The sequence below is a fragment of the Colwellia sp. 6M3 genome (assembly GCF_014077595.1).
In the GTDB taxonomy this organism is placed as follows: domain Bacteria; phylum Pseudomonadota; class Gammaproteobacteria; order Enterobacterales; family Alteromonadaceae; genus Cognaticolwellia.
Genome location: NZ_JACGWF010000192.1, coordinates 1 through 1,065, shown reverse-complemented (window position 1 = coordinate 1,065; position 1,065 = coordinate 1). Strand labels below are relative to the sequence as shown.

Sequence of the window (1,065 nt, the reverse complement as noted above, 5' to 3'; positions counted from 1 at the left end):
CGGCTAAACTTATCATTGCACTTTGGTTGGTGCTTACTGTAGTAGTAGGAGTTCGATTATGGTAAATAATGCAGCAACAGTAGGCCGTAGTGGCGTACATGATTTCATTCTTCTTCGTGCTAGTGCCATTATTTTAGCACTTTACACCTTTTATCTTGTTGGCTTTTTCGTTATAACATCTGATGTTACGTTTGAAGTTTGGCAGGCATTCTTTGGTAGTATCTGCACTAAAATATTTACCATTCTAGCCATTGTAGCGTTGTTAATTCACGCTTGGATTGGTGTGTGGCAAGTACTTTCTGATTACATTAAACCTGCGCTTTTACGCGGTGGTTTACAATTTTTCTTTTCTGTTTTGTTGCTCGTATACTTTGCAGCAGGCCTATTAACTGTGTGGGGTGTGTAAGTGAGCGTTCCAATTCGTGAATTCGACGCCATTGTCATTGGCGCTGGTGGTGCAGGTATGCGCGCTGCCCTAGCAATATCGGAATCAGGCAAATCTTGTGCTTTGATTTCAAAAGTTTTCCCTACTCGTTCTCATACGGTATCTGCACAAGGCGGTATTACTGTTGCCTTGGGTAATGCTCATGAAGATCATTGGGAACAACACATGTACGATACAGTTAAAGGTTCTGATTATATCGGTGACCAAGACGCAATCGAATATATGTGTAAAACGGGTCCAGAATCTATTATCGAACTAGAGAAAATGGGTTTACCTTTTTCTCGTACGGAAGAAGGTAAGATTTACCAACGTCCGTTCGGTGGACAATCTAAAAACTTTGGTGGTGAACAAGCGGCACGTACAGCTGCTGCAGCGGACAGAACAGGTCATGCATTACTACATTGTTTATACCAACAGAACGTTAAAAACAAAACTAACGTTTATTCTGAGTGGTATGCATTAGATTTAGTTAAAAATAGTGACGGTGCTGTTGTTGGTACTACCGCAATTTGCATTGAAACTGGTGAGATTGTTTACTTCAAAGCACGTGCTACTGTTTTAGCAACAGGTGGCGCGGGTCGTATTTTTGCTTCTACCACTAATGCTCACATTAATACCGG

Annotated in this window: 2 protein-coding genes; both read left to right on the top strand. The window is 41.3% G+C overall.

Annotated elements, in window-relative coordinates:
• Positions 1 to 58 precede the first annotated feature (58 nt).
• Positions 59 to 406, top strand: a complete 348-nt coding sequence (sdhD, locus tag H4J50_RS18935) for a succinate dehydrogenase, hydrophobic membrane anchor protein (protein ID WP_108455737.1) — start codon at positions 59 to 61, stop codon at positions 404 to 406.
• On the top strand, positions 407 to 1,065 hold a 659-nt coding region (locus H4J50_RS18930; protein ID WP_182257699.1), incomplete at its 3' end, for an FAD-binding protein.